This is a genomic window from Sphingobium soli, assembly GCF_020782245.1.
GTDB lineage: Bacteria > Pseudomonadota > Alphaproteobacteria > Sphingomonadales > Sphingomonadaceae > Sphingobium > Sphingobium soli.
Genome location: NZ_JAJGNP010000019.1, coordinates 1 through 22722 on the forward strand (window position 1 = coordinate 1; position 22722 = coordinate 22722).

26 protein-coding genes and 1 pseudogene are annotated in these 22722 nt (G+C 64.4%); 10 read left to right on the forward strand and 17 right to left on the reverse strand.

The window, feature by feature from the left end; genetic code table 11:
- The first annotated feature begins 160 nt into the window (after positions 1 to 160).
- Positions 161 to 1459 (forward strand): hypothetical protein, encoded by a 1299-nt coding sequence (locus LL253_RS16915; RefSeq protein WP_150289959.1) that lies wholly within the window; start codon positions 161 to 163, stop codon positions 1457 to 1459.
- 15 nt (positions 1460 to 1474) lie between these two features.
- Here LL253_RS16915 and LL253_RS16920 read toward each other — a convergent pair whose 3' ends face one another.
- Positions 1475 to 1744, reverse strand: coding sequence for a hypothetical protein (locus LL253_RS16920; RefSeq protein ID WP_066701146.1), 270 nt, complete (start codon positions 1742 to 1744; stop codon positions 1475 to 1477).
- Positions 1745 to 1898: 154 nt separating this feature from the next.
- Between LL253_RS16920 and LL253_RS16925 the strand changes: the two genes are divergently transcribed.
- Entirely contained in the window at positions 1899 to 2222 is a 324-nt protein-coding gene (locus LL253_RS16925) for a hypothetical protein (protein ID WP_070936271.1), read from the forward strand.
- A 70-nt stretch (positions 2223 to 2292) separates the two neighbouring features.
- Positions 2293 to 2757 carry a hypothetical protein gene (locus LL253_RS16930; protein ID WP_076605462.1) on the forward strand — a complete coding sequence of 155 codons (465 nt, stop codon included), beginning with the start codon at positions 2293 to 2295 and terminating at the stop codon, positions 2755 to 2757.
- Positions 2758 to 2781: 24 nt separating this feature from the next.
- Here LL253_RS16930 and LL253_RS20035 read toward each other — a convergent pair whose 3' ends face one another.
- The 3 genes from LL253_RS20035 to LL253_RS16940 all read right to left on the reverse strand — a co-directional run bounded on the left by LL253_RS20035 (position 2782) and on the right by LL253_RS16940 (position 4509).
- Entirely contained in the window at positions 2782 to 3123 is a 342-nt protein-coding gene (locus LL253_RS20035; protein WP_076605463.1) for a winged helix-turn-helix transcriptional regulator, read from the reverse strand.
- 412 nt (positions 3124 to 3535) lie between these two features.
- Positions 3536 to 4264 carry a methyltransferase family protein gene (locus tag LL253_RS16935; RefSeq protein ID WP_083216029.1) on the reverse strand — a complete coding sequence of 243 codons (729 nt, stop codon included), beginning with the start codon at positions 4262 to 4264 and terminating at the stop codon, positions 3536 to 3538.
- Entirely contained in the window at positions 4261 to 4509 is a 249-nt protein-coding gene (locus LL253_RS16940; protein WP_037477917.1) for a DUF2933 domain-containing protein, read from the reverse strand. Before LL253_RS16940 ends, LL253_RS16935 begins: the two co-directional genes overlap by 4 nt.
- A 273-nt stretch (positions 4510 to 4782) precedes the next feature.
- On the opposite strand from LL253_RS16940, the gene LL253_RS16945 reads away from it, so the two are divergent.
- From LL253_RS16945 to LL253_RS16970, 6 genes and pseudogenes are all read left to right on the forward strand, one after another.
- Positions 4783 to 6243: an MBL fold metallo-hydrolase RNA specificity domain-containing protein gene (locus tag LL253_RS16945; protein WP_171012665.1), complete on the forward strand. Its 1461-nt coding sequence runs from the start codon at positions 4783 to 4785 to the stop codon at positions 6241 to 6243.
- Positions 6240 to 7778, forward strand: a complete 1539-nt coding sequence (locus LL253_RS16950) for a thymidine phosphorylase family protein (RefSeq protein ID WP_066701149.1) — start codon at positions 6240 to 6242, stop codon at positions 7776 to 7778. The genes LL253_RS16945 and LL253_RS16950 overlap by 4 nt, the downstream gene beginning before the upstream one ends.
- Complete coding sequence (locus tag LL253_RS16955; protein WP_150289958.1) at positions 7775 to 8659, forward strand: ribose-phosphate pyrophosphokinase; 885 nt, start codon at positions 7775 to 7777, stop codon at positions 8657 to 8659. The genes LL253_RS16950 and LL253_RS16955 overlap by 4 nt, the downstream gene beginning before the upstream one ends.
- Before the next feature lie 169 nt (positions 8660 to 8828).
- Positions 8829 to 9024: pseudogene (locus tag LL253_RS20040) on the forward strand (hypothetical protein); the annotation flags it as partial.
- On the forward strand, positions 8998 to 9273 hold the full coding sequence (locus tag LL253_RS16965; protein WP_140159542.1) for a hypothetical protein: 276 nt from the start codon (positions 8998 to 9000) through the stop codon (positions 9271 to 9273). The pseudogene LL253_RS20040 and the gene LL253_RS16965, both read left to right, overlap by 27 nt.
- 344 nt (positions 9274 to 9617) lie before the next feature.
- Positions 9618 to 10238: a response regulator transcription factor gene (locus tag LL253_RS16970; protein ID WP_030541612.1), complete on the forward strand. Its 621-nt coding sequence runs from the start codon at positions 9618 to 9620 to the stop codon at positions 10236 to 10238.
- 143 nt (positions 10239 to 10381) lie between these two features.
- Here the strand turns inward: LL253_RS16970 and LL253_RS16975 are convergent, their stop codons facing one another.
- The 10 genes from LL253_RS16975 to atpD form a co-directional block, all read right to left on the reverse strand.
- Positions 10382 to 12148: an oleate hydratase gene (locus LL253_RS16975; RefSeq protein WP_066701150.1), complete on the reverse strand. Its 1767-nt coding sequence runs from the start codon at positions 12146 to 12148 to the stop codon at positions 10382 to 10384.
- Between the two features lie 79 nt (positions 12149 to 12227).
- Positions 12228 to 13076, reverse strand: coding sequence for a F0F1 ATP synthase subunit gamma (locus LL253_RS16980; RefSeq protein WP_021245233.1), 849 nt, complete (start codon positions 13074 to 13076; stop codon positions 12228 to 12230).
- Positions 13073 to 14605 (reverse strand): F0F1 ATP synthase subunit alpha, encoded by a 1533-nt coding sequence (locus tag LL253_RS16985; protein WP_306303067.1) that lies wholly within the window; start codon positions 14603 to 14605, stop codon positions 13073 to 13075. The genes LL253_RS16980 and LL253_RS16985 overlap by 4 nt, the downstream gene beginning before the upstream one ends.
- Positions 14577 to 15326, reverse strand: a complete 750-nt coding sequence (locus tag LL253_RS16990) for a F0F1 ATP synthase subunit B family protein (RefSeq protein WP_021245231.1) — start codon at positions 15324 to 15326, stop codon at positions 14577 to 14579. Before LL253_RS16990 ends, LL253_RS16985 begins: the two co-directional genes overlap by 29 nt.
- A 1-nt stretch (position 15327) precedes the next feature.
- Positions 15328 to 15570 (reverse strand): F0F1 ATP synthase subunit C, encoded by a 243-nt coding sequence (locus tag LL253_RS16995; protein WP_017501321.1) that lies wholly within the window; start codon positions 15568 to 15570, stop codon positions 15328 to 15330.
- A complete protein-coding gene (locus tag LL253_RS17000; protein ID WP_234703094.1) occupies positions 15567 to 16238 on the reverse strand; it encodes a F0F1 ATP synthase subunit A in 672 nt (223 codons plus the stop codon). Before LL253_RS17000 ends, LL253_RS16995 begins: the two co-directional genes overlap by 4 nt.
- Before the next feature lie 26 nt (positions 16239 to 16264).
- Complete coding sequence (locus LL253_RS17005) at positions 16265 to 16531, reverse strand: ATP synthase subunit I (RefSeq protein WP_017501319.1); 267 nt, start codon at positions 16529 to 16531, stop codon at positions 16265 to 16267.
- Entirely contained in the window at positions 16528 to 16803 is a 276-nt protein-coding gene (locus LL253_RS17010) for an AtpZ/AtpI family protein (RefSeq protein WP_021245229.1), read from the reverse strand. The genes LL253_RS17005 and LL253_RS17010 overlap by 4 nt, the downstream gene beginning before the upstream one ends.
- Positions 16800 to 17210: a F0F1 ATP synthase subunit epsilon gene (locus LL253_RS17015; protein ID WP_228227937.1), complete on the reverse strand. Its 411-nt coding sequence runs from the start codon at positions 17208 to 17210 to the stop codon at positions 16800 to 16802. Before LL253_RS17015 ends, LL253_RS17010 begins: the two co-directional genes overlap by 4 nt.
- Positions 17207 to 18619, reverse strand: coding sequence for a F0F1 ATP synthase subunit beta (gene atpD / locus LL253_RS17020; RefSeq protein ID WP_037448022.1), 1413 nt, complete (start codon positions 18617 to 18619; stop codon positions 17207 to 17209). The genes LL253_RS17015 and atpD overlap by 4 nt, the downstream gene beginning before the upstream one ends.
- Positions 18620 to 18948: 329 nt before the next feature.
- Between atpD and LL253_RS17025 the strand changes: the two genes are divergently transcribed.
- The gene (locus LL253_RS17025) at positions 18949 to 19314 is read left to right on the forward strand and encodes a hypothetical protein (protein ID WP_125964309.1); all 366 of its coding nucleotides are present in this window, start codon (positions 18949 to 18951) and stop codon (positions 19312 to 19314) included.
- A 27-nt stretch (positions 19315 to 19341) separates the two neighbouring features.
- On the opposite strand, the gene fabI is transcribed toward LL253_RS17025, so the two are convergent.
- From fabI to LL253_RS17040, 3 genes are read right to left on the reverse strand one after another with little or no spacing between them, the layout of a single operon-like run.
- On the reverse strand, positions 19342 to 20115 hold the full coding sequence (gene fabI, locus LL253_RS17030) for an enoyl-ACP reductase FabI (RefSeq protein WP_037448018.1): 774 nt from the start codon (positions 20113 to 20115) through the stop codon (positions 19342 to 19344).
- The gene (locus LL253_RS17035; RefSeq protein WP_037448015.1) at positions 20112 to 21302 is read right to left on the reverse strand and encodes an acetate/propionate family kinase; all 1191 of its coding nucleotides are present in this window, start codon (positions 21300 to 21302) and stop codon (positions 20112 to 20114) included. Before LL253_RS17035 ends, fabI begins: the two co-directional genes overlap by 4 nt.
- Positions 21295 to 22722, reverse strand: coding sequence for a bifunctional enoyl-CoA hydratase/phosphate acetyltransferase (locus LL253_RS17040; protein ID WP_066701152.1), 1428 nt, complete (start codon positions 22720 to 22722; stop codon positions 21295 to 21297). The genes LL253_RS17035 and LL253_RS17040 overlap by 8 nt, the downstream gene beginning before the upstream one ends.

Sequence of the window (22722 nt, forward strand, 5' to 3'; positions counted from 1 at the left end):
GGACGAGTTCAACATGGGTCAATTCTCAGTGGAAATTTACGCCCTACCCGGGTCACTTCTCAGTGGAAATCAACAGGAGTGGAGGTCAGGGCGAATATTGTTGTCAATCCTGAACGCTTCAGGGACGATCGGATCGAAACCCGCTTCGACAGGTTAGTCCATGTGGTTGATTGATCGCCATAGCGACGGACTTGACGCCGCTCGCATCCCCCTTCCGCTCCCCCTTCGGGCGGCTCTCGTGCGCTGGTACATCGGTAAAGGATCCCGACATGACGAAGAGGCCGGCATCACGTTGGTGCAGCAGGCGCGTATCGGCTCGAAGTGGATTGCCTGCAACTGCCGTGGCACCAAACAGGCACCACCCATTTTGACACCCGCGTTCCTGTCGGAAGCGGAGACCTATTACCTGCGGCGGCTCACAAGCACAAACCGGCCCGAACACGTTTCGTCCTGTCCCTTCTTTCGGGACCAAGCCACGAACCGCATCACGGAAACGCGGAGAGCCCAGACGCCGGCAGACCCCCCCGTCGGCTATTTCGAGGTTCTGCGCCCGGCGCCGGAAAAGCTCGCTCAACGACCAGATGACGACGCCAGCGACGACCGCACGCGAAGTGCTTCCGTTCCGCGCCTCGCCCGCCTGCTCTGGAGGCTGATCGCCAATGCCGGTCTCAACATTGCCGTCCCCAGCGATCAGGAGCCGTCAGAGCGTGCCATCGGCGCGGAGTTCAAGCTGCTCGCAGCGGCCGCCGCGAGGATCGAAGTTGCCCCTGGAATCGAACTCGATCGTGTTCTCTGGACTCACGGCGACGCGCTTCACAGCAGGCGGGCCTTCGCAGGCATCCGAGCGCTATCTCGCCGATGGCCGCGCGGCCATGCACCCCAAGGCTTTCTCACGATCTTTGCCAAGTCGTTCAAAGGCTCCACGATCTTTCCGGCAGGATCCGAGCCGATCGCAGTCGCCAATCGCGTCCAGTCGCCATCGGTGCGGGATAACTCGATCACAGGGCCGTATCTGGTGATTGTCGTTATCGGCCAATATCCCGAAGCGCAAGGCTATGCGCCACTGCGAGCCTACGCCCAACCGATTTATTCGGGTCTGAGGTTCATACCGGTCGATAGCAATTTCCATAGGACCTTGTTGAGAGCCCTCCTCCGATCGAGGCACCGCCTCATGCAAGATGGCATCGAACTAGCAATTGAGAAGCCAGTTTTTGACCGGCTGACCCCGCTTGGAAGCTGTCGACCGGAATTCCTCCTCGAAGCGCGCTCGCGTCTTACTGGTGAGATTCGACGATTCATAGTGCAAGCTCTAGAGGAGACGAGCGTCGAGCTACGTATCCCGAAGCTGGCTGCTCGCCGGAGCCTTGAACAGATCGCTCCCGTTCTTTCAATCACGCCGAAGGACGTTGAGGATGAACAAATCTGGCGCCTGATCGTCGAAGCGTTCTACCGATCCTGATGGAAGGGCGTAGCCCTAAGGCCAAGACAATGTCATGGCGAATGCACTCACGATGGCAAGCGTAACAGGGGTCGAAAGCAGGTACAGCTTCTGCCATCTCCACCAGGTTTTAGGGATGAGCCGGAGCAGGTTCCTCGGCGTGGTGACCGTTTCCCATGTCCGTTCGCGGCACAGCTCGACGGTGATGAAACCCAAGGACATGATAAGAGCAAGGGCGCAGCAAAGCCCCGCAGCGGCATAGAGCGCGATCCAATTCTGAAGCTCCGCGGCCGAAAGATGTTCCACGGTTCACAACCCTTCCATCCGCTCTGGTCGTATCAGTCGACCACGGCCGTCGTTTCCATGAGACTTACACCAGTCGCAATCAATCGACTACACACGCAAAGTTGCTCCAATTTGGAGACGATTTTCAGCGATCTCGAACGGCGTCGGGCTTAGCATGGTCAGCAGCCTGGAGACAGTTCATAAATTGGTAGGTACACAGGGCGAGCTTCAAGGTGTCATGCAGGTATCGGTTCTTGTGATACTCTATCGTGGGCGAGAGCGCATCACGGTTCACGACGACAGTGATAAGGCCTGGTCTGAACTTGTAAATTTTGTCGACGCCTTCTGGAAGAATTCTGACGTGGCGGTGCTGACCTCTACCCCCGCCTCAGAAGAGCAGCGCGTCAAACTATTCTTTTCCGAGACGGGTGCATCCTATATCCTAGGCCATGCCGACGTGTCGGCGCTTGCTGCACACGTTATGGCAATGGAAGACTAAGCAAGGCCGAGTTGGTTCCAAGTTCTGTACCGTCCGGCAATCTCAGTCGCCTCTCTACACGAGGATGTGCATGTTCGCGTGCCTTGTTATCGGTGACAGCATTGGCGTCGGACTGTCGGGAGCGATCAATAACCGATACGCCAGTGGGTGCGATTCGGTGGTCGAGGCAGGCGCTACCATCGACCAGATACTGGCGTGGCGTAAACCCGCCAGGCTATATGGCACCACCGTCCTCGCCGTCGGATCCAACGATCAGCCGAGCCGACAGCTAACGCTCAAACTGACCAGACTACGCCAAAATATCGCGACAAAACGAGTGATCTGGATGCTGCCCTACTCCCGGGAGCGAGCCTATCTCATAAACTCGATTGCTGTGACGTTCGGCGACGACACGTTGGACATCGCGCGTTTCCGCACGAGCGACCGTGTCCACCCGATCAGCTACGATGAGATCGCGGCTGTTCTCCTGCCGAGGGGCCAACCACGGGGGAGCAGGAAATCCACTGTTGAGTGGTCTCAACGCAGTCGACGATAAAGCATCGACCTAAAACGCTGCATTTCATTCGAGTAAGCTGAGCTTAGTCCTCCATTGCTCCAGATGTTGGAGCGCAGGTCTCAAACCATGCGCCAATGGCCCCAAGCCATAGAGTTGATAGGATTCAGGCGGTGGCGACATCATTCGCGAGACCAGAGATACGCCTTCCAATTCCCGTAGGCGGACCGTGAGCACATTAGCGCTGATTTTCGGTATGGCTCGACGAATGGATGTAAATCGCAGCTCGTCTTTGCTCAGGGCTACCAGGATGTGCAACACCCATCGGGCACTCAATGTATGGAATATCGCGTCGGCCGCCGCAGGGTCTATCGCTTGAAAAAGCTGTCTTTCTGACTCGATGCACATCCAGTTACTTTCTCACCCTAAAAGGCGCAGGGCCGGACTGAGTCAGCTACGCCGTTCGCGGTTCCGTCGGGCCCGGCTTGGCGGTGCTTGGAGGGTCGCCGACCCGCTCATGGACAATTGCGGAGGGCGTGCGCGAACGGCGGCGGCGAGCGGCCGAACTTGTGACCACCACTGCCTTGGTACGTCTTCGTCCCAGTGAAGAGCAGATGAGGGAAGGCGCTTTTTGACATCACGATTTGCCGATGCGCGAAGGTCCGATGAGGGACGACTCTGGGGCACCACGACGGATTTCATGTCACGCGATCCGCCAAATCAAGTGAAGCTACTCCCGACAAATCAAAGTACCGCAGTGCAACGCGCCTGATGCGTGCGTCACCGTTCGAATATAATACGCGGCGAAGCGTCCAACCCCTCAGCCTCGGCGCGGCGGAGCTTGCTCTTCGGGCCTCATCGCCTTACCTGCCGCCTCCCCCCGAGCGGGGTTGGAGTCGGAGAAACGAGCCGACCGACCACGTAGCCGCGGAACAAAGGCGGGTACGCGGTCCATATACGCACGATATGCCTGGCCAAATTCCGCGAGCGCCGCCTTCTCCTCATGCCGGGCAAGGCGAATATACATCACCACCAACACCGGAAACATGGCGAGCGTCAGTAACGTCGGCCATTGCAGCAGAAATCCGAGCATCACGAGGATGAACCCGATATATTGCGGATGGCGAACCTTGGCATAGATTCCCGTCGTTGCGGGCTTGTGAACGCGCTGGGCTGCGTGAAGCGGCGCCCATCCGGCCGAGATCAGCCAGAAGCCCGCGCCGATCAGCACGAAGCTGGCAAGATGGAACGGGCCAAAATGTGGGTTGACCCTCCAGCCGAACATCATCTCGAGCAGATGGCCGGCATCGTGGCTCCACCAGTCGAGGCCGGGGAAATGCGACTGGAGCCAACCCGAGAGCAAGAAGATGGTGAGCGGGAAGCCATACATTTCGGCGAAGAGTGCAACGATGAATGCGCTGAATGCGCCGAAGCTGCGCCAGTCGCGCCCGGTGGCGGGTTTGAAGAAGCTGTACGCGAATAGGATGAACACGGAGGCGTTGACCAGCGCCAGCCCCCAAAGACCATAGCCATAATCGGTATGCGTCATCGCGGCCCCCCTTCCACGCGCTCGTTCGAATTCGCAGGCAGTCCGGTCGGGACAGCACCCGGCATCTGGTCATGGCCATGCTGATGGCCGCCATGACCGTGATGCATGAACAGGTGCATGAGCGGACAGGCGAGCAGGATCAGATAGGGCAACACACCCAGGAAATGTGCGGTGTGCTCGGTGATGAGGAAAAAGCCCGCGACTAGCAGGAAGCCGATCAAAACGATCTTTCCACGCTTGCGCATGCGATGGTCATGCCCGTCCATATGCCGCTCTTCTCTCGCCAATGTCTTGCGAGCATAGATCCGAGTCCCGGGAGCAAGGTATAAGTAGAGACCGAAGTCCGTCATTCGCCCAAGAAGGCGATGCCGGCTGGTTCACAAACCTCACCATCCCTATCGGCGTTACGCAGTGGTCATGACGCGGCCGTCATTCTGCGGCTTTTGCGTATAGGCGTGCGCTGGTCGTCCACCAATGCTGCGCTAAGGACAATAAGCGTGAGAGGCAGGCCAGAGTTCATGCACAAGAAAAGGAAAAAGCATCATTCCCGCGGCCATGTCGGGGTGAACCTGCTCGAACGGGAAGCAAGGATCGACCTCGCCACGCGACCTGCCGACGGCCTTGGCGTCGCGTTCCTCGGCGCATCGGAAACGGTGACAGGGTCGCGCTATCTGGTGGACGACGGCGATACGCAGGTCGTGGTCGATTCAGGCCTGTTCCAGGGTCCGAGGGATTTGCGCCGCCTCAATTGGGCGCCGATCGCGCCCGAGGTTGCCGATGTCGGCCTGTTGCTGCTGACGCACGCGCATCTTGATCATTCCGGCGCGCTGCCACGCATGGCGCGCCTTGACTGGGACGGGACCGTCCTCAGCACCCGGGCGACCGAAGCTTTGTGCGAGCTTCTGCTCCCCGACAGCGGGCACCTCCAGGAAAAGGATGCGGAGTTCGCCAATCGCCACGGCTTTTCCAGGCACCAGCCCGCGCTGCCGCTCTACACGCAGGCTGACGCCCGCCTTGCGCTGCAGCTGTTCCGCACGGTCGAGTTCGGGGCGTGGCACCCGATCGCGGACGGCATCAGGGCGCGCTATCATCGCGCCGGCCACATCCTCGGCGCCGCCTCGATCGAGATCGATTGGAAGGGCCGCACGATCCTCTTCTCAGGTGATGTCGGGCGCTATGGCGACGCAGTCATGAAGGATCCCGAGCCACCTGCCCGTGCCGATTATGTCCTCGTGGAATCCACCTATGGCGATCGCCGCCACGAACAGGTCGATCCGACCAAGACCCTGGGGGACCATGTCGAACGGTGCGTCAAGCGTGGCGGGACCGTGGTGATCCCCGCCTTCGCCGTGGGCCGCGTCCAGTCCCTGCTCTACCATTTTTCCCGGCTGCGCGCCGAAGGCCGTCTGCGCGACATCCCGATCTTCCTCGACAGCCCGCTGGCGATCAACGCGAGCGGGCTGATGTGCGATTTCATGGACGAGCATCGCCTGACACGCGCCGAGTGTGAAGCGGCGTGCGGGGTCGCGCACTATGTGCGCGAAGTGGAAGAATCCAAAGAACTCACCGCCAACCCCGCCCCTAAGGTCATCATCTCGGCCAGTGGAATGGCGACGGGCGGCCGCGTGCTCCACCATCTCAAGCGCTTCGCGCCGGATGGGAAGAACCTCATCCTCTTCTCGGGCTTCCAGGCGGCGGGCACCCGCGGCGCCGCCATGATCGGAGGCGCCCGGACGATCAAGATCCACGGTGAGTATATCCCGGTCGAAGCCGAGGTCGCCAACCTGACGATGCTCTCGGCCCATGCCGACAGTGACGAGCTGATGCGCTGGCTCGGGTCTCTGCACGAGGCCCCACGCCATGTCTATGTCACCCATGGCGAGCCGACCGGCGCCCAGGTTCTGGCAAAGCGCGTCTCGGAGGAGCTGGGCTGGGCATGCAGCGTACCGGCGCTGGGTAGCTGGGGCATGCTCGCATGAAGCCCGGGATTATCGAGGACGCCGAAGCAGAGCCTGTCGCGACGACGCTGCGGGCACACCGCATCGGCCTGTCGGCTGCCGGAAGCGATCAGATCGCGGTCATGCGCCACGACTGTCCGGTCTGCCGCTCGGAAGGTCTCGCGTCGCGCGCGCAAGTTGCGCTGCGCGCCGGCGGGCGGGAAATCGTCGTCTCGCTGCTGCATAGTTCCGCGGAGGCTCCAGCGCCAGGCGAGATCGGCCTGTCCGAATCCGCTTGGCAGCGGCTCGGCGTCAGTGACGGCGATCCGGTCGAGATCGCGCACGCCCAGCCTCTCGCCTCGCTCAGCGACGTGCGTCGGCGCGTCTATGGCAATCGGCTTTCCGATGGGGCTTTTTCAGCGATCATCACCGACATCGCCGAGCGACGCTATAGCGATGTCCATCTCTCGGCGTTCGTCACGGCCTGCTCAGCGGTCCCGCTCGATACGGACGAAACGATCAGCCTGACCAGGGCGATGGTCGATGTCGGCGAGCGATTGCAGTGGCCCGAAGAGGTCATCGTCGACAAGCATAGCGTCGGTGGATTGCCGGGCAATCGCACCACGCCGATCATCGTCTCGATCATGGCCGCGGAGGGCCTGATCATGCCCAAGACATCGTCGCGGGCGATCACCTCGCCGGCCGGCACGGCGGACACGATGGAGGTGCTGGCACCTGTCGACCTCGACGTTTCCGCAATCCGCAAGGTGGTCGAGCGCGAAGGCGGCTGCATCGCCTGGGGCGGCGCCGTCAATCTCAGCCCTGCCGACGACGTGATCATCGGCGTGGAGCGCGTGCTCGATATCGATGCCGTCGGGCAGATGGTCGCCTCGGTGCTGTCCAAGAAAATCGCGGCCGGTGCGACCCATCTGGTCATCGACATCCCGGTTGGGCCGACGGCGAAGGTACGCGGCGCCGATGCCGCCGACACGCTCGAGCGCGCGCTGAGCTCGGTCGCCCAAGCCTTCGGGCTTCGCACGCGCGTGATGCGCGGCCCCGGCGCCGAGCCGATCGGACGGGGCATCGGTCCGGCGCTCGAGGCGCAGGATATCCTTGCCGTGCTCCAGGGGCAGCCGGGCGCCGAGGATCTCGCCCACCGGGCCTGCGAGCTGGCGGGAGGACTGCTTGAGCTCGCGGACGCAGCCCCGGCCCGCGAAGGTTATGCGCGTGCGCGGGCGTGCCTCGAAAGCGGCCGGGCCTGGGCCAAGTTCCAACGTATCTGCGAAGCGCAGGGCGGCATGCGGGCTCCACCGGTCGCCCGGTTCCAACAGGATATGATCGCTCCCTATAGCGGCCGCCTGGTGAGTATCGACAATCGCAAGCTCGCGACGGTCGCGAAGCTTGCCGGCGCGCCGATGGCCAAGGCCGCCGGCGTCGCGCTGCAGTGTCGGCTGAACCAGATGGTGGATGCCGGGGCTCCCTTGTGCACCATTCATGCCGAGAGCCCGGGCGAGCTCGACTATGCGGCGGCCTATGCGGTGAGCGACGGGCCGATCTTCGGGATTGAAGCGCTATGAACCGTCCCGTGCTGTTCGCGCTGTCTGGCAGCGAGGCCCTGGCACAGCCGCTATCCGCCGCGCTCGATGCAGAGGTCGGCACGATCGAGCATCGTCAGTTTCCTGACGGGGAAACCTATCTCAGGGTCGTAAGCGACATCAGCGACCGCGAGGTCATCCTGCTGTGCAGTCTCGATCATCCGGACGCCAAGCTGTTGCCGCTGCTGTTCGCAGCCGACACCGCGCGCGATCTGGGCGCTCGCAGGATCGGGCTCGTCGCCCCCTACCTCGCTTACATGCGCCAGGACATTCGCTTCCATCCCGGCGAGGCGGTGACGTCGCGAACCTTTGCCGCGATCCTGTCCCGCCATCTCGACTGGCTGGTGACGGTCGATCCGCATCTCCACCGCTATCATGCGTTGTCGGAAATCTACCGCATCCCGACCCAGGTTGTTCATGCTGCGCGGCTTCTGGCCTCGTGGATCAAGCGCAATGTCGCTCGTCCGCTGATCATCGGTCCGGACCTGGAAAGCGAACAGTGGGTCTCGCAGGTGGCGGCCGATGCCGATGCTCCGTTTCTCGTGTGCGAGAAAATCCGGTCCGGCGACCGTGACGTCACCATCTCGATTCCGAATGCCCCAGCGTTTCTCGATCGCCAGCCGGTGCTGGTCGACGATATCGCCTCATCCGGCCGGACCCTCGCCGAGGCGGCGCGCCAGCTGGTCGGCATGGGGTTCGCGCGACCGGATTGCGTGGTCGTGCATCCGCTTTTCGCCGGCGATGCAGCGCAAGTCCTGGGTGGGCTCGTCGAGAGGATCGTGAGCACGAACGCTGTTGCGCATACCTCTAATGATATCGACGTGATGCCGGCGATTGCGGAGGCCGTTCGTCACGGAATTTGAACGGTGCGCTGCGCGTCAGTTCTTCAGTACTCAATGCTCAATGCACGATGAAAACGAACGCCCGGCAAACGCCGGGCGCATTCCCATCCATTGACCCTACACGAGCCCGAACCAATCTTCCGGGAACTTCGCTTTCGGAGAAAGTCGCGGCAGGAAAGGAGGATATGTCATGTCGCACACACGCTCTTTCCTTGATCCCTTCATCGTTGCTCGGACCCGCAGCTTGAGCCCGAAGTGAAGCCCGCCATCCTTGCATCCTGGGCGTCCGATCGCTCCGCCGTCGAGGGCCAACCGGCCCTCCGTCGCCCGCCAGCATCCCGGTGCCGGTCGACGATGTGATGGCAGCGCTGCGCTGGCTCGATCGCGCTGAGCGCGGCGCGGGCCTGGCATCCTTGGTTCGTCAGGAACAACCCGGTATCGGTGCCATCCTCGCCGGGAATATCGAAACTGCGACACGGAAGGCGGGCGATCTCTGCGATGATCAGCCTTCGATCTCAAAACCCTATGATCACCGGTTCGTGCTGAATCGGATTCGCCGTGCCGTAGCGGCGCGCGAGCGGAGCTGCGATCCGCCCCGGACATCGGCGTTACGGCGCGCTGCTGACACAGAATAGCGATTATCAGCTTCTTGCCATGACAACATGACGCGTCGAGCTTAGGAGCAACCAGCGCGCTCATCCCCCAAGAGGCGTGCCCACTCCCGGCGGCAGCGTCTTGCGGCGCCTTGCCGCCGGGAGACCAGAGGGAGCGCCGCCCCGTTCGCAAGAGCGGTCATCTCGCAAAGTTCGGCACATGATGCCGGGTCGCTTACCCCCCTCTCGCCGAGCACCTGCCTTGCCTGTTGTGATGCGGCGGTATTTCGGCCTTGACCTTGGACCATGGCCCTACCCGTAGAAGGTCTCCCCTTTGAAGCTGTGCCCGCTGGGGTGCGCAGCAATGCCAACACGTCCGGGGGGCCATGGAGAGCAAGCGCGTCGTTCATGTCATTGATGACGAAGAAACAATCAGGAAAGCTGTAGGATTCACATTAAGGACAGCGGGATTTGCCGTCGAGACCTATGGCTCGGGAGTCGACTTTCTGAAAATTGCAGATGAAGCTGAAAGAGGTAGCATCGTTCTCGACATGCACATGCCGGACATGAACGGTCTACAGGTTCAGGCAGCGCTGACGCAGATGGATATAAGCATGCCAGTCGTGATGCTGACCGGCAACGGAGACATTGCGCTTGCTGTCCAAGCGATGAAGGCGGGTGCTGTCGATTTCCTGGCCAAACCTATCGAACGGGCGCTGCTGCTCGATGCGATAGACCGAGCGTTCGCGCGCATCGACACGGCCGAGGGGCGCGCTCTCGAAGAAGCCGAGGCATGCCGACAGGTCGATCTACTGACACCGCGCGAACGGGATGTTCTCGAAGGCCTTGCGCAAGGCCTTCCGAACAAGACCATCGCCTATGATCTGGGCATTTCTTCACGGACGGTCGAAGTCCATCGCGCGAGCATCATGTCCAAGCTTGGAGTCCGTACCCTTGCCGAAACCTTGCGGATCGCCTTTGCGGCTGGAATGGGAAGGCCGCTGTAGGTAAAGGCGGCCAGGGCTGCTGCGGTTGAATCTCTGCGTGTCACCTGATGGCGCGGACATAGTGCCTGCCGGGATGCATCGACGTTGTTCATCAGCTTTTGGCGGAATTTTCGTGAGCCCAGGCGAAGGGTCGCGCTTGATTGCTATCGCGAAAGGAGATGAAACTCTTCCAACAGCTGGGCGATCTCTGTGCCTTCAAGCTTCTTCATCAACAGCTTGCGCAGGAAGGACGGGCCGGGAATGTCGATCCCTTTGCCATCCCTGAGCGGCCCGATTGTGGCCAGAAGCGTGCGGATATCATAGGTTGAGTTGAACACTTCCGGCACGCCGCGTTCGACCTTCATCAGGGTGTAGACGGCCTCCATCGGCGTGCGCACCGAATATTCCGTCGTGAAGATACAATCACGCTGCTTCGACTCGGCAAACTGGCCGACAAAGGCGAAGTTGACCGCGCCCTCGGGCACCACGTCCGGCCGGTCGCCGGCCTGGCGCGGCATGAAGAAGGCGGTGATGTAGGGCATCATCACCGGCACGGTCTTCGCCCCCGTCGCGGCGAGGCCGGGGATGTCCTCGACCGGCACGCCGAGATGATAAAGCCATTCCTGCGTGATCTCCTCGCCCGTGCAGTCCTGCATCGGCTTCTTCACATAGTCGCCCGGCCGGTCGACGAACAAGGCATAGAACCAGGCGACGATCTGGTCCTTCGGCTGTTTCCTGAAGTGGGGTTGCCGGCTGACCGTCCAGCTCAGCAGCCAGCTCGAGTCCTTGACCGTGACGATGCCGCCAGTCACCACCGTGCCGCTGAACGGATCGCGCCTGGCGATCTTGCGAATGTACGCCGGAATGCGCGCGTCGAGCGTGGTGATGGTCGCCGACGCCCATTTGGTTTCCGGGATGTGCGATCCGAACACGTCGGGACGACCAAAGGCCGGGTCCTTGGCCGCGATCCGGCGCCACAGGTCCCAGGCCGGCGCCGGCCCCTCATTCAGCCTGGCCGGTGTATGATGATCGCCATTGTCGGAATTTTCGGTCAGCGATCCGATGGTGATGAAGACGAGATCATCGGCGCCGAGATCGACGCCGCCTTCGACGCCGTTTTCGATCCAGGCAATCCGGGTCGCCTGCTTGCGGCCGGGCTGGATGTCGAAATCGACGTCGGTGACCTCGACGCCGTAGCGAAATCTGACACCGCGATCCTGCAACCATTTGACCAACGGCAGGACCATCGATTCATATTGGTTGTAGCGGTTGAACTTGAGCGAGGAAAAATCCGCCAGACTGCCGATATGGTGGATGAAGCGATGCAGATAGAGCTTCATCTCGAGCGCGGAATGCCATTCCTCGAAGGCGAACATGGTGCGCCAGTAGAGCCAGAAATTGCTCCTGAGGAAATCATCGCCGAAGACTTCGTTGATCCGCTTGTTCTCCATCTCCTCCCGCGTCGCGAGGAAGACGGAGATCAGATCTTTTTGCGCGCGACCGCCGAGTGTCAGCAAAGCCTTGTCGGGCACATCCTGGCCCTGGTTCTGCGTCACGCGTTGAAGCGAAAAATTGGGATCGTCCTTGTTGAGCCGGTAGAATTCGTCGAGCACACTCGCATCCTCGATCTCCAGCGAAGGGATCGAGCGATAGAGATCCCAGAGGCATTCGAAATGCTCCTCCATCTCGCGCCCTCCGCGGATGACGAACCCCTTTTCGGGGACGTCGAGGCCGTCGAGCGCGCCGCCGGGAACATGCAGCTCCTCAAGGATGGTAATATGCTCGCCGGCGACGCCGCCGTCGCGGATCAGGAACGCCGCGCCTGCCAGTCCCGCAAGACCCGAGCCGACGAACCAGGCCGTCTTCCTGTCAGCGCCCTCAGGTTTGCGGGGCCGCACGAAAGCTTCGTAGTTCCCGCTACTATAGTGCATGCTCAACTCCATCCTTGATCCCGACGACAATGGCGGTTCTGCGGTTTCTTGCTGAACAGCAGAAATGCCTGCCCTGCATTCATTCTCGCCGATGTCGCCCGCCGCTCAGTTCGACGACTTCACTGGTGATCTGATCCTGACGCGTGAGGCGCTCCTCGAGGCGCAGGGCCTCGCCCTTGCGATCGATGTGGCTGCGGGCGGTCGCCATGGTGCGCAGCCGTGCCTCATTCTCGGCGACGAACGTCTCGACCGCAGCCGCGCAGATGTGGGCGAAGACATATTCCGCGGTCAGGTCGCCGATAAGGTCCGCCGCGTTGATATTGACGAGCGGCGGCAAATCCGCCGTGGACGCGGGGAAAGTGTCGAGGTCGAGCGGCAGGAGGCTCGCGCGCACGATCGAGACGCCCTTGCCGCTGCTCCAGACCGGATAAGCCATGGTGATGGGCACCGCGCCGACCTCGTCCAGATAGTCGTACAGCGCGTCGATGATGCTTGTCGCGAGTGCGGGCAGCGCATCGGCCTTGCTCGGCATGCTCGCGCTCCATGCGATGCGCAGACCGCGCTCGGCCGCAAGCGTGGCCGTGCGCGCGCCAATCAGAAGAATATGCCTGTCCTGCATGTCGGCCGCGGCGCCGTCGAGCAGCTGCTCCGGAAAGGCCCCGGCAAAGCCTTGCTCCGCACCGAACAGGATAAGGCCGCCTCTCGCACCACCGACCGCCCGCGCCGGAAAACGCGCCAGTGGCTCGTCAAGGCGGCGCGCCTGGCCAATGGCGGTGCGGGCGGTCTCCGCATAGCGTCGCACCGCAGGCAGCAGCGCGCGCGCCTGATGCGCCCGCTGCGCGGCGATGCCCTGCATGGCGTTGACCACCGCACCGAGCTGGCGGACGGTCTCGATCCGCTGGCCGATCTCGGCGAGGCGATCGCTCATGATGCAGAACCGGCCGGCTGGCTTTCGATCAGCGCTTTCACCGTCGTCATCAGAGCGGACCGCTGCGCGGTGTCGATCTGTCCAGTCCGCTCGATCTGCGCGCATAGATCGGGGACGTGATCGTCGATCCAGGCGGGCAGCCGCGTGCGGAGCGACGATATCTCCGAGACCGCCATGCCATCGAGCAACCCTTCGCCGAGCGCCACGACCAGCGCCACCTGGTCGACGACCCGTAGTGGACTCGACAGCGGTTGCACGAGCAAGGCGCGCAAGCGCTTGCCGCGTTCGATCTGGGCGCGGACACGCGGCTCGGGCTGCTCGCCGAAGCGGGTGAACATCTCGAGCTCGAGGAACTGCGCATAGTCGAGGCGCATGGTCCCGCTCGCGTCGCGCAGGACGCGAAGCTGCGTCTTGCCGCCGACCCGGCTCACGCTCGTGCCCACATCGATGGCGGGCTTGTGCCCCTGCGCGAACAGCTTCGCGTCGAGAATAATCTGACCGTCGGTGATCGAGATCAGATTGGTCGGGATATAGGCGCTGACGTTGCCGGCATCGGTCTCCGCGATCGGCAGAGCCGTGAGCGAACCGCCCCCCTTCTCCGTCGAGAGACGCGCCGCACGTTCGAGCAGGCGGGAATGGAGGAAAAAGACGTCGCCGGGATAGGCCTCGCGCCCGGGCGGCTGTCCGGTCAGCAGGGCGATCTCGCGATGGGTCGCGGCATGCTTGGTGAGATCGTCGAGCACCACCACCGCATGGCCGCCACCATCCCGAAAATACTCGGCCATCGTGAAGCCCGCGAACGGCGCGATCCATTGCAGCCCCGGCGCCGCGGCGGGGCTCGCCACGACGAAGATGGTGCGGTCCGGCGCGCCATGCCGCCGCACCTGGTCGACCACGCGCGCGACCGCCGAGCTTTTCTGGCCGATCGCGACATAGACGCAGATCATGTCGCTGGTGCGCTGGTTGATGATCGTGTCGACCGCGAGCGCCGTCTTGCCTGTGGCGCGGTCGCCGAGAATGAGTTCGCGCTGCCCCCGGCCGATGGCGAACATCGCATCGATTGCGAGCGTGCCGGTCTGCACCGGCTGGACGACGAGGTCGCGTTCGATGATCGCCGGCGCCGGCCGTTCGACAGGATCGAAGCGCCTGGCCCGGATCGGCGCGCCCCCATCGAGCGGACGGCCGAGCGGATCGACGACTCGGCCAAGCAATGCCTCGCCAACCGGCACGCGCACCACCTCGCCCGAGCCGGTTACGGTGTCTCCTGCCTCCACCTGGGCGGCATCGTCGAGCAGCACGCAGCCGATCCGGTCCCGGTCGAGCGTGTGGACGAATCCGGTCTGGCCCCGGGCGAAATAGAGCAATTCGTCGAGGCGCGCGTCCGGAAGGCCCGAGACCATGGCAACGCCGTCGCCGATCGATTCCACCCGGCCAATTGCATCGACACGCGGCCCGAGATTGGCGCGCGTGATGCAGCTCTGGGCCTGCGTCAGCCAGTCTTCAGGCGATCCGGGCATGATCGTCTTCATTGAGGCTCTCAACCATGGCGTCGAGATCGGCGCGCCAGCTGTTGCGCACGACGGCGTGGGGCGTGCGAAGCTCCGCGCCGGCGATGAGATCTGGATCGACTGCGAAGATCGGGGTCGCGGTATCCGGCAGGATTTCGCCAAGCGCGCGCGCTACCTGCGTCTGCAGATCGGCCGTCAGCGGCGCGGGCGTCGCGACGGTGACGGGCCCGGCGGCCGCCAGGCTGCGGCGATCCGCCTCGGAAAGGTCTCCGAGCCGCGCCTTGAGCGCGTCGACCATGGCCTGCACCGTCTGCTCGGGCGGGAGACGAGCGAGCAACGTGCCTGCCATCGAGGCGGCGAGGTTCGCTGCCTTTTCCCGCCACTGCGCCGCCACCCGCCCGCGTTCGGCATCGATCGCCGCATGGCCTTGCTCGACGACGGCGTCCGCCTCGAGCCTGGCCTGCGCGAGGAGGCGCTGGCGCTCCGCTTCGGCCTCGGTCCGGATCTCGGCGCGGCGAGCCGCCGCATCCGCGACGAAGCCGTCATTCTGCGTTTTGAGCGCCTGCGCTTCGGCCTGTGCCCGGTCCTTTGCCTCCCGCGCTTCGTCGAGCAGCGCCTGGGCCGATGCCTGGCGGGCAGCGATGGCATCCATCACCGGACGGAACAGGAAGCGTCCGAGCAGCCACACGAGGATGAGGACATTGACCGCCTGCAGCGCGAGCGTCCACCAGTCGATCCGCATGTCAGGCGAACGGGTTGGCGAAGAGCAGCAGCAGCGCGATCACGAGGCAGTAGATCGCCATCGTCTCGATCATCGCGAGGCCCACGAACAGCGTGCGCGAGACGGTGTTGGCGGCTTCGGGCTGGCGCGCGATCGCGTCCATCGCGGCGGCGACGGCCCTGCCCTGCCCGAGCGCCGGGGCGATTGCGCCGATCGAGATCGCGAAAGCGGCTCCGAGGATGCTGGCGAGATGGATCCAGTTCATGCGGGGGACTCCTGTTTGGATGGCGGGCGGGCGCCGTTCTCGCTGATAGCGCTCCCGATAAAGACCATGGCGAGCGCGCCGAAAATGTAGGCCTGGACCGCGCCGGTCAGCATTTCGAGCGCCATGAGCGGGATCGGGACGAGCAGCCCGGCGAGGCTCAGCACGACGCCGATCATGAAGACGCCGCTCATGACGTTGCCGAACAGGCGCACCATCAGCGAGAAGCTGCGGGTGAAGAGCTCGACGATATTGAGCGGGGCGAGCAGGATCGAGGGGCGCGCGAAGGTCGCGAGATAGGCCCTGGGCCCGAGCGCGCGGACGCCGAACCAGAGCGTCGCGCCGAAGACGATCAGCGCCAGCGCCGCGTCGGTTTCGAGGGTCGCGGTCGGCGGCTCGACGCCGGGGATCAGCGACGACCAGTTGGCGACCAGCAGGAACAGGAACAGCGTGCCGATCAGCGGCAGATAACGCTGCGGTTCCGCCTCCATCGTCTCGCGGATCTGGCCGGCGACGGTCTCGACGACCAGCTCGAGCGCCGCTTGGGCTCGGGTTGGGCGTAACGCAAGGCGGCGGGTCAGCAGCCAGCTTCCGATTGTAAGGAAGGCCATGATGCCCCAGGTCGTGGCGACCGGCTGGCTGATCGGCACCGGACCGATCGCGAACAGCACATGGCTTTCAAGTGGTGACGCGAATTTCATCGGGCGCCTCCGAGCCGGTGGAGCATGATCTGGCGCCCGCCCATGAAGCCGGTTGTTGCGGCAAGAAGCGCCGGCCACCCTTGCCGGCTGGCGATGACGAGAACCAGAATAGTGACGGCGAGACGCCCGAGCCTGAGCAGGATCGCGCGCGATGCCGGGCCGCCATGGGTGACGAGGTCGGCTTCTCTGGCGATGGCCGCGAAATGGGCGAGGCCGACCGCAAATCCGAGGGCCAGGAACAGGATGGGGGAGAGCTGGCTCATTGCCGGTGCATCCAGCGCCAGCCCGACCAGCAGCCGAGGGCGAGCCCGACGAGCAGGAGCGGCGCGGTCCAGAAGATGCCGCTATCCAGCCGGTGGTCGAGCCAGCGGCCGATCGCGAGACCGACCAGCGCGGGCAGGACGATCTGCCAGCCGAGCACGCCGATCTGGCCGAGATTGCGGGCGACGGAAGGAAGCCGCTGCGCAAGCCGCCGCCGTTCCGCGCGGGTCCGGATGGCTTCGACGATCGGCTGCTCGGGCTTGTCCGCGGTCACAGACCAAGCTCCCGGCCACCACCCTGCAGGGCCTCGACCATATGGCGGATCGCCTGCATCCTGAGCTTCGCCGACGCGATCCGTTCGGATCGTTCGCCCTCGTCGCGCTCGCGGTAGCGCGCGAGCACGTCATGCTCGAGCGTTCCGAGGTCATCGCCGACATGGCCTTCGCGCGTCGCGACCGCGACCCCCGTGCCGTGGCTTACGGTCAGAATGCCGTTGCGCACCGCGCAATAGCCTGGAGCGCCATCGGCGCCCCGCCAGGAGACGATCGAGACGCCAAGCGCGGTCAGGAAATCGGCGTGGCCCGACAGGATGCCGAAACTGCCGCTGGCATCCTCGGCGCGAACCGACCTGACGTCCGTGTCGACGAGGATCGCGGTCGGATCGGTGATCCGCAGCTTCATGCGCCCTGCCCCACGCGAGAGCGTGCCTCTTCAATATCGCCTACCATGTAGAAGGCGCTCTCGGGCCAGTCGTCGGTCGCGCCGGCCAGGATGGCCGCGACGCCCTTCAGCGTATCGGCCAGCCCCACAGAACGGCCGGCTTGCCCGGTGAAGGCCTGGGTCACCATGAAGGGCTGGGTCAGGAAGCGCTGCAGCCGCCGCGCCCTGCCGACGATCAGCCGATCCTCGCGGCCCAGCTCCTCGATACCGAGCAGCGAGATGATGTCCTGGAGCTCGCGATAATGCGCGATCGTCTCCCGGACCTGCTGGGCGAGCGCGTAATGATGATCGCCCACGACCTGCGGATCGAGCAGGATCGACGAGGATCCCAGGGGATCGACCGCGGGATAGATGCCTTCGGCCGCCATGGCGCGCGAGAGCAGAATGGAACTGTCGAGATGGGCGGAGATGGCGGTGACCGCAGGGTCGGTGAAATCGTCGGCGGGCACATAGACCGCCTCGATCGCGGTCACCGCCGCTCCATGCACCGAGGCGATGCGCTCCTGCAGCGCGGCCACTTCGCTGGCCAGCGTCGGCTGGTAGCCGACGCGTGAAGGCATGCGTCCGAGCAGGCCGGAGACTTCGCTGCCGGCCTGGACGAAGCGGAACACATTATCCATGAGCAGCAGGACATTGCGCTTCTGCTCGTCGCGGAAATATTCGGCGATGGTGAGCGCGGTCAGCCCTACCCGCCAGCGCGCGCCCGGCGGCTCGTTCATCTGCCCGAAAACGAGCACGGTCTTGTCGATCACGCCCGAGCCGCGCATGTCCGTGAGCAGCTCATGGCCCTCGCGCGATCGCTCTCCGATGCCGGCAAAGACGGAAACACCTTCATAGCGCGCGACCATCGCGTTGATGAGTTCCATCACCAGCACGGTCTTCCCCACCCCCGCGCCCCCGAACATCGCCGCCTTGCCACCCTGGGCGAGCGGCGCGAGCAGATCGATGACCTTGATGCCAGTCTCGAACATCGCCGTCGCCGCGTTCTGGTCTTCGAGCGGCGGGGGTGCGCGGTGAATGGGCCTCAATGGAACATCCGGCCCAAGCGGCGCGCCGCCGTCACCCACCTGCCCGGTCGGCGTAAGGAGCCGCCCCAGAACCTTGTCTCCGACCGGGACCGCGATGGGGGCGCCCAAGGCCGTCACGCCGACATTACGAGCGAGACCGGAGGTCGGCTGAAGCGCGACGGCGCGGACGGTGCGGTCATCGATATGGCTCTGCACTTCCGCGACCAGCGGGCCTGACGATGCATCGACGCGCAGCGCTTCATTGACCGCGGGCAGCGGCCCTTCGTCGAACTCGACGTCGAGGACGGGACCGCGCAGCGCCGCAATCCGGCCGAGCCTGGCTATGGACGGTATCACGCCCATGCCGGTTGCCGGGTCAGACCATAATCATGCCCGACCGTGCCGCGATCATGACGGGACGGGTAGAAGTCGCTGCCCGCGGGCACGACATGGACGACAAGCCAAAAGTGCATTGGCTGAGCGTCGCAGGCAAGCCGCAGATTCGGCATACGTAGAGTTACCGATTCTCTCTGATTCAGCCTCGCCGAATAACGGCGGCGCGACGCGATGGGCCTCAGGCCAGGGCGCTATGCCCGATATGCCAGAGCTCAAACGCGAAGAGAAAGGTTCACCGTTTCATGCCCTATCCCGTTGATCAACTCGCCGCGCTCGCCAAAGCGAATGTCGGCCTGATGCTGAAGCTCGCCGAAGTCGCCCGGAAAGGTGGCGAAGAGTCGCTCGAGGTCGGCAACCGCGCCGCCGGCCGCTTCGCCGAAGAGGCGCGTGCCTCGATTGCGGGCGCGACGGACAAGACGTCGGACGCCGGCGCGGTCAGCCCGGCCGGACCGCGGGCACTGTTCGAGGACATGGCCACGGTCCGCGAGCATATGATTGCCGGCACAAGATCGGCGTTCGAGGAATGGCAGCAGGCCTGGCAGGCCGTCGCGAGCGCTCCGACGGCTCCCGGGGCGCTGGATGCCTTTGCTGCCATTGTCGGACCATGGTTCGGGCAGAAAAGCCCGGGCGACGGCGAGAAGCAGGCCACCAGCGACAAATAGGATAGCCCCCGATCGCGGCGAGCCGCCCTAGCCGAGCAGGTGCTGACCGCCATCGACCGGAATGATCGTGCCGGTGATATGGCGGCCGGCATCGCTCACCAGAAAGGCGGCGAGCCCTCCGACATCCTCGATGGTCACGAGCTGGTGCTGCGGGACCGTCGCCGCGGCCCGTTCGAGCAGCTCGTCGAAGCGGTCGATGCCGCTGGCAGCGCGGGTCGCGATCGGGCCTGGCGAGATCGCATGGGCGCGAATGCCCTTGGGGCCAAGCTCAGCCGCGACATAGCGGGTCGCGCTTTCGAGGGCCGCTTTGACCGGCCCCATCAGGTTGTAGTGCTCGACCACCCGCTCCGACCCGTAGAAGGTGACGCACAGCAGGCAGCCGCCATCCGACATCAGCGGCTCGGCGAGACGCGCCATGCGCAGGAAGCTGTGGCACGAGACGTCCATCGCCAGCGCGAAGCCTTCGGCCGAGCTGTCGACGACGCGGCCGTGCAAATCCTCCTTCGGCGCGAAAGCGATCGAGTGAAGCAGGAAATCGAGGCCGCCCCATTCGGACTTCACCCGCTCGAACAGGGCCTCCACTTCGCCCGGCACCCGGACATCGCACGCGGCGAGCCATTCGACTCCCAGGGTCTCCGCGACGGGCGCCACGAACGGCTCGGCCTTTCCGTTGAGATAGGTCGCCGCCAGTCTCGCCCCACAGTCGTGAAAGGCCTGGGCGCAACCCGCCGCGATGCTATGCGCGTTGGCGATACCGATCACCAGGCCGCGCTTGCCAGTAAGATCGACGAGAGGTTTCATGCTTTCGGCTCCTCACGCAGCAGATCGGCGGCGTGGATAGCGATCATCCTTTCCTCATCGGTCGGGATGACGCGGACGGCGACACGGCTGGACGGCGCGCTGATGACTGCATCTCCTCGGAGGTTCGCGTCCGCGTCGAGGTCCACGCCGAGCCAGCCGAGCCGACCGGCGACGCGGGCGCGAATTTCAGGCGAATTCTCGCCGATCCCGGCAGTGAACACGAATGTGTCGAGACCCCCGAGCGAGGACGCGAGAGCGCCGGCCTGGCGCGCGATCTGCCAGACGAAGAGCTCGATCGCTTCCCCAGCGGCGGGCGTTTCGCTGCCGAGAAGCGCGCGCATGTCGCTGGAGACGCCGGACACGCCCAAAAGGCCGGACTCACTGTAGAGGAGATGCTCGACTTCACGCGCCGTCATGCCCCTCTGCTGGAAAAGATAGAGCACCGCGCCCGGGTCGAGCGCGCCGCAGCGCGTACCCATCACCAGCCCGTCGAGCGCGGTGAACCCCATCGTCGTGTCGATGCTGCGCCCCCCGGCCATCGCGCAAAGGCTGGCCCCGTTGCCGAGATGCGCGGCGATCGTGCGGCCACCGCCTGTATCGGGATCGATCGAACGCAGCTGCCGCGCGATATATTCGTAGGAGATGCCGTGAAAACCGTAGCGCCGCATGCCCTCTTCGCCAAGCGCGCGCGGCAGCGCGAGGCGCGTCGCGATCGGGGGCTGGCCATGATGGAAGCCGGTGTCGAAGCAGGCGACTTGCAGCACAGCGGGGCGCAGCCTGGAGACGGCGCGGACCGCGGCGAGATTATGGGGCTGATGCAATGGCGCCAGTGGGCAAAGCGCCTCGAGCGCGGCGAGGAGTGGCGCGTCGACCCGCGCCGGCGCTGAATAGTCGGTGCCGCCATGAACGATCCGATGGCCGACCGCGATCAGATCGTCGCCGACCGAGGCTTCGATCTCCCGCAGCAAATCCTCGAGCAGCGTCTCGTGCGTGATCGTGCCGTCTTTCGTCCAGCGCCGCTCGGCAAGGACATCCCCCTTCGCATCGCGCGCGATCAGGTGCGGCTCAAGGCCGATATTCTCGATCTTGCCGCTCGCCAGCAAAGAGGGCTCATCAGTGCCCGGCTCGGCGTAGAGCGCGAACTTAAGGCTCGACGAACCGGCGTTGAGGCACAGGATTTCAGCCATCGCGGCGCTGTCCCGCAACGCCGGGAGCCGCCTTGGTCGCAGCCCGCGCCAGCAGCACCGCGAGCGCGCAGGAGGCGAGGCGCGTGCGCACGCTGTCTGCCCGGCTGGTGAGGATGATCGGAGCGCGCGCGCCGAGCACCACGCCTGCGGCATCGGCGCCGCCCAGGAAGGTCAGCTGCTTTGCGAGCATGTTGCCGGCCTCCAGATCGGGCACCAGCAGGATGTCCGCCTGGCCGGCGACCGGCGAGACGATACTTTTCTCGCGCACGGCCGCCTCGCTGATCGCATTATCGAGGGCGAGCGGGCCATCGAGCAGCGCGCCTTCGATCTGGCCCCGGTCCGCCATCTTGCAGAGCGCCGCGGCATCCAATGTGGTGCGCATTTTCGGATTGACCGTTTCGACGGCGGCGAGGATCGCGACCCTGGGCTGTTCGATCCCGATCACATGGGCAAGGTCGATCGCGTTGCGCGCGATGTCGGCCTTGTCCTCAAGCGTCGGCTCGATGTTGATCGCGGCGTCGGTGATGATGAGCGGGCGCGGATAGCCGGGCACGTCCATCACATAGGCGTGGCTGATCCTGCGTTCGGTCCGAAGGCCCGTGTCGGACGATACGACCGCGCCCATGAGCTCGTCAGTATGAAGCGAGCCCTTCATCAGCAGCGCGGCTTCGCCGGCCCGCACGCGCGCGACGGCTTCGGCGGCGGCGGCGTGGCTGTGCGGGACGTCGATCACCCGGAAGGCCGCAATATCGACACCGGCGTCCTTCGCCGCATTCGTCATACGCGCCGCAGGGCCGATGAGAATCGGAACGACGATGCCGGCGTCGGCGGCCTCAGCCACTGCGCGCATGGCGTCGGCGCTGCACGGATGGACCACGGCCGTGACGCACGCAGATCCGTCCTTGGCGCGCGCCATCAACTGGCGGAAGCGGTCGTGGCTGGCGATCCGCACGTCGGGAAGCGGCATGCGGGGCCGGCTGACTTTCTCGGTGGGCGCCTTGACCTCGGCCTGGCCGCTGATGACGGTCTCGCCCTTCTGGTTCACACAGGTGCAGTCGAGAACGATGACATGATGCTCGGCGCGCTTCTGCGCGACGGTGACGCAGGCCGTGATGGTGTCGCCGACGCCCACCGGGCGGGTGAAGCGAAGCGATTGGCCGAGATAGATCGCACCGGGCCCTGGCAGCTCGGTTCCCAGGATCGCCGAGATGAGCCCCGCGCCCCACATGCCATGAGCGATGACCCTGTGGAACATGTCCGTTTCGGCATAGACAGGGTCGAGATGCGCCGGATTCACGTCGCCTGACACCGCCGCGAAGAGCTGGATGTCGTCGGCGGACAGCGTGCGGGTGAGGCTGGCCGTATCGCCGACGGCGATCTCGTCGAACGTGCGGTTCTCGATGAGGTTGGCGGCGGCCAT